Origin of the sequence: Flavobacterium pectinovorum, assembly GCF_022802975.1 — a bacterium.
Classification (GTDB): Bacteria; Bacteroidota; Bacteroidia; order Flavobacteriales; family Flavobacteriaceae; genus Flavobacterium; species Flavobacterium pectinovorum_B.
In genome coordinates this window covers 1-5,956 of sequence record NZ_JAFEVZ010000027.1, presented here as the reverse complement: position 1 = coordinate 5,956, position 5,956 = coordinate 1, and the positions used below count along the sequence as shown (strand labels likewise).

At 39.6% G+C, this 5,956-nt stretch carries 1 protein-coding gene; it reads right to left on the bottom strand.

The annotated features are described in order from the left end of the window. Positions 1–5,956: SprB repeat-containing protein (locus FLV_RS19815; RefSeq protein ID WP_243236490.1), on the bottom strand; the 5,956-nt coding region annotated here is incomplete at both ends.

Here is a 5,956-nt window from a genome sequence, read left to right as displayed (position 1 = left end):
TAGCTTACAAAAGCCTCACATCCGTTATCATCCTTGATTCCTAAGCTATAAGTACCAGGAGCTGTAAAGGTAGCTATTGAACCAGCCAATGCAGATCCGTTCAAGGTATAGAATTTTGTTCCATTATGCGTTGTAGTCAATGTATTTGGACTTAGATCTACTGTAAGGTTTGATCCAACATAACATTGCTGTGCAGGAACCAAAATCGTTGGTGGCGCATCATGGGTGATTGTAACATCATCCATGTGAATACAGCCATTGGCGTCTTTTACATAAACATCCCATACTAAATCAGTAAGATTAGTATCTACTGAAAGTATTGCGCTAGTACTGTAAGCAGAAGCGATAGGTGCTGTAGCTCCTGATTTTACAACTGCATACGTATAAGCTCCTGTTCCCCCTGTTACTGCGCTAACTGTGATCGTTGAGAACTCCTGTGAACAGAACACTTTTGTTCCGATTGCCGTGAAAGCAATTGGAGCTGGTTCTACAATAGTCACATCAGCACTTGCTGAACAATTAGTCGTATTGTCGGTAACTGTTACCGTATAAGTTCCTGATGCAAGACCCGTTAGGGTGATTACATCTCCAACATGAGACGTTTGTGCTGCCGCAACTGACGGAGAAATTCCTATCGTATAATTGCGCGATGCACTGAAACCGCTAACAGTAAACTTAGCCGATCCATTATCAGTGGTTCCGTTGGCATCATTACACGTAATATGGTTGATTACTGAACCGCCAATTGCTATTGGCGTTACTGGCGCAACTGTGTAATTTCTTTCAATCGAACAACCGTTGGAATCCGTTACTTTAAATAAATAAGTAATATTGGTCTCTAATCCCGTAAATAAAGGATTTGTTACGTTATTATGAGCTTTCCCAGCAGGTGAGATAATCTCGTATTTAGCCACTGGACTATATCCGCCAACCATAGCCAAAGTAACATCGGCAACATTGCCCGGACAAACCGGTGCGGTAGTCAAAGTAAAAGTAATATCAGTAATCGGTAAATATGGATCAACTGTAGTACTGCCATTAAAGATACAGCCATGAGCGTCTTCTACTGAATACGTAATAGTCTGTACCGTACCATTGTCTGATACAATCAAAGTATTATCTGTATTATAAGTAGACGATCCGTTAAATTTATACTTATATGGTCCTGTACCAGCTGTTGCCGTTACCGTTACAACGGCTGGCTGAGCTACATTACCCAAATTACAGCCAAATGGCGTTACAGCTGCTGTAGCCAATAAGGCGGATGGCTCATTAATCGTTACTCCAACTGGCAATGAAACACATCCTTTAGAATCTGTAACCACAACCGAATACGATCCTGCTCTTAAGTCTGTATAAATTCCTGTTGCATTACCTGTTGTATTGGCTCCTGTACCTGTTAGTACATAAGTATAAGGACCAACTCCATTTGATGGTGTTACCGTAATGGTTCCATCTGCACTGCCCTGACAACTTACATGGCTTGCAGCTGCTGTTGCTAATGGTGTAGCAGGCGCATTGACAACTACCGCTGTTGTCATTACTGAACAGCTTGGTGAATTACTGTCGATAATCTCAAAAGTATAAGTACCTGCCGCTGAAACTGAAGCTGTAAAGCCTGAACCTGTTACTGGAATTAATCCTCCTGTAGCGGTCCCTCCTACATACATCTGATAATTATAAGTACCTACTCCACCTGTGATAGCCACATCAATAGTAGCATTAACCGGTGCTGCGCAATACAAGTCTTTTGTCAAAGTAGCCGTAGCCAATAATTGTTCTCTGATTGTATAGCTTACAAAAGCCTCACATCCGTTATCATCCTTGATTCCTAAGCTATAAGTACCAGGAGCTGTAAAGGTAGCTATTGAACCAGCCAATGCAGATCCGTTCAAGGTATAGAATTTTGTTCCATTATACGTTGTAGTCAATGTATTTGGACTTAGATCTACTGTAAGGTTTGATCCAACATAACATTGCTGTGCAGGAACCAAAATCGTTGGTGGCGCATCATGAGTGATTGTAACATCATCCATGTGAATACAGCCATTGGCGTCTTTTACATAAACATCCCATACTAAATCAGTAAGATTAGTATCTACTGAAAGTACTGCACTAGTACTGTAAGCAGAAGCGATAGGTGCCGTAGCTCCTGATTTTACAACTGCATACGTATAAGCTCCTGTTCCCCCTGTTACTGCGCTAACTGTGATCGTTGAGAACTCCTGTGAACAGAACACTTTTGTTCCGATTGCTGTGAAAGCAATTGGAGCTGGCTCTACAATAGTCACATCAGCACTTGCTGAACAATTAGTCGTATCGTCCGTAACAGTTACCGTATAAGTTCCTGATGCAAGACCCGTTAAAGTGATTACATCTCCAACATGAGACGTTTGTGCTGCCGCAACTGACGGAGAAATTCCTATCGTATAATTGCGCGATGCACTGAAACCGCTAACAGTAAACTTAGCCGATCCATTATCAGTGGTTCCGTTGGCATCATTACACGTAATATGGTTGATTACTGAACCGTCAATAGCTATTGGCGTTACTGGCGCAACTGTGTAATTTCTTTCAATCGAACAACCGTTGGAATCCGTTACTCTAAATAAATAAGTAATATTGGTCTCTAATCCTGTAAATAAAGGATCTGTTACGTTATTATGAGCTTTGGCTGCCGGTGAGATAATCTCGTATTTAGCCACAGGACTATATCCGCCAACCATAGCCAAAGTAACATCGGCAACATTGCCCGGACAAACCGGTGCGGTAGTCAAAGTAAAAGTAATATCAGTAATCGGTAAATATGGATCAACTGTAGTACTGCCATTAAAGATACAGCCATGAGCGTCTTCTACTGAATACGTAATAGTCTGTACCGTACCATTGTCTGATACAATCAAAGTATTATCTGTATTATAACTAGACGATCCGTTAAATTTATACTTATATGGTCCTGTACCAGCTGTTGCCGTTACCGTTACAACGGCAGGCTGAGCTACATTACCCAAATTACAGCCAAATGGCGTTACTGCTGCTGTAGCCAATAAGGCGGATGGCTCAGTGATTGTTATTGGAGTTTTTGTATAAAGACATGATTTAGCATCTTTAACCGTAATTGTGTAAGTTGTACCATCTGCCAATCCTTTGAAAACATTCGACGATTGGAAAGTTCCACCATCCAATTGATATTCATAAGGACCAACTCCTGAAGTTACATTTACTGTAATAGTACCATCTAAACCATCTTTACAACTTACATTCGTTTCTGCTGTTGTAAATACTGTTGGTGTAATTGGATCTAAAACTAAACTAGTTGTCGTTTGACAAACCACAGTATTATTAAGATCCGTAACTCTAAACACATAATTTCCTGTAGTAGCAGCTAAATATGGATTAGAAGCCGGTCCAAACGCACCACTGTTGAAAGATACTTCATAACTGTAATTTGCAGCTGGTGTTGTATTTCCGCCTGTTGTTGTTAAAGTTATTTCAGCCTCAGGGTCTGATGTACAATCTAATTCTTTTGTTAATGATGCAGACAAGTTTAGTTTAGGATATACTTCGTAATCAACATTTGCTGTACATCCGTTTCCATCTTTAATCACTAAATTATAAGTTCCTGCTGCGTTAAACGTGAAGCTTGGTGAGCTTTGGAAAGTACTTCCGTTTACACTATAAGTTGCTCCTCCTGCAATGTCAGGATCAACTGTTCCTGAAAAAGTAATTGTAAACGCTGTACCATCATAACAAATTGGCGCAGTCGGTGGAATAACCACAGGTGCATCATCTGCATTTAATGTTACCGTTGCTGTTTTAATACAACCATAAGCATCTTTTGCGTAAACAATATAGTTTCCTGTTACTCTCGTTCCAAAAGTTGTATTAGGTGCCCAACCAGTAGTACTTGCTGTTGGAGCAGTAGCCGAAGCTAATAAATATTGATATGTATAAGGTGCTGTACCGTCTTTGGCCTGAGCAGCAATTACGCCATCTTCATTACAATTAACGTTTTTAATTTTTGAAGCTGTAACTGATAAATCAATAGCAGATTCTGTAATATCAAACGGGTCAGATGTTGCACTACATCCTGCATTTGTAGCTCCTGCAGCTTCGGTAATTAAAACAAAATAGTTTCCGAATGGCAGTGAACCAAAATTATTTACAACCAATGAACCACTAGCCGGGATAGTTACATTAACTGAACCACCAACCGCTGTAACTGATTGTGAATTATAGATCTGGTATGTAACCGGTGTAGCTACTCCATAAGTATGATTCATTGTGAATGTAACATTACCATTTGCTGAACCTTTACAAGTAATATTATTTTCAACTAGAGAATCAACTTTAATAGTAGAGTTTGTGCCTATTGGGAATTCAGAAGTTTCATAATAGTAACATCCTGTACCTGTTCCTCCATGTGCTGCATTAGCATCATATACCACAAATGTATAAGTTACACCCGCTATCAAATTATTAAATGTTGTTTTTTTACTTCCTGTTCCATCTTCTGGCAACCATGTTCCTGAAGGATATGTAGGAACAGAACCTGTGTATAAACTGAAATAAAATGGTCCTGCACCTATACTTGTATTCAAAGGACTAATAGCTACAACTGCAGATCCTGTTCCCGAACAAACTACCGGTGATGGTGAAACCGTAATATCTAAATCATCTGGTGGTGATGCAACCAAAATGTTTTGGTGCAAACTCTGACAACCATTTGCATCTGTAACAATTAATTCATACAATCCAAAATCTACAATATCGAACACTTGTGAGTTACCCGGCTGATTTGTGAATTTTTGGTTGTAGCCCACTCCAGTAACATGATATGTATAATTTGGAGTTCCGCCTGTTACTCCATTAACGATAATTCTTCCTAATGAAACACCTCCGGCTCCACAAGAAATAGGATCAACATCAAAATCAACCACAATAGGATTTGGTTGCGAAATATTAATATTCTCAGTATTTGTACAACCTTTAGCATCTCTTACTGTAATTGTATAATTTCCAGCAGCTAAACCAGAAGTCTGTGTTCCATAATTAGTTCCTGTTGTTGTATTCAATACAGTAAATACAAATGGAGCTAATCCTTGCGTATTATCTATAGTTATATCAATTGCCGCTGTATTATCTCCACTACAATTAATAGATTGCGTTTGCGAAACTCCGGTGATATCAGGATTAACTGTTGGGGTAACAACAATTGCAGTTGTTGTAGACGCTGAACAAGTATTTGTATCCGTAACTGTAAAAGTATAGTTTCCTGGCGTACTTGTTGTAAATACGTTTCCTGCAAAAGTTCCGGTATTTGGAGAACTTGTATAAGTAAATGGCCCTACACCTCCTGTAGGGTTTACAGTAATCTGTGCAGCTGTTGGAGCAGGATTACAAGTAATATCTTTATTTAAAACTGCACTTACAGTTAATTGTGGAGCCACAATAACTGGGTCACTATCAATAGTACACTCGTTGGTATCTTTTACTCTAATAATATAAGTTCCAGCTGAAGTTATTGGAAAAACATTACTAGCCTGATATGACGCACCGCCATTAATACTGTAAGATAACGTTCCTGTTCCTCCTGTAGCAACAGCAGTGATATTGTAACCTCCTGGAGTACCTAAACAACCTGCACCGGTTGCAGTAACTAATGTTGGTGCTGCATCTTTAGCAATTGTAAGATCAAGCTTAAAAGTACAACCATTTGCGTCTTTAACCCAAACATCCCATACAGAAGCAGGATTAAGATCCGCTGTATTAGAAGCGCTGTAAGTTCCTTCCCCTGCATTATTTAATACAAAAGAATAAGTGTACCCCGGAGTTCCTCCTGTAGCGGTAACGGTAACTTTTGAAGTAGCAACATTACAATTGGCATTTACCTGAGTAGCTGTAGCGGATAACGCTGCCGATGGCTCAGTAATGCTGATATTGGTTGATGCCGTAC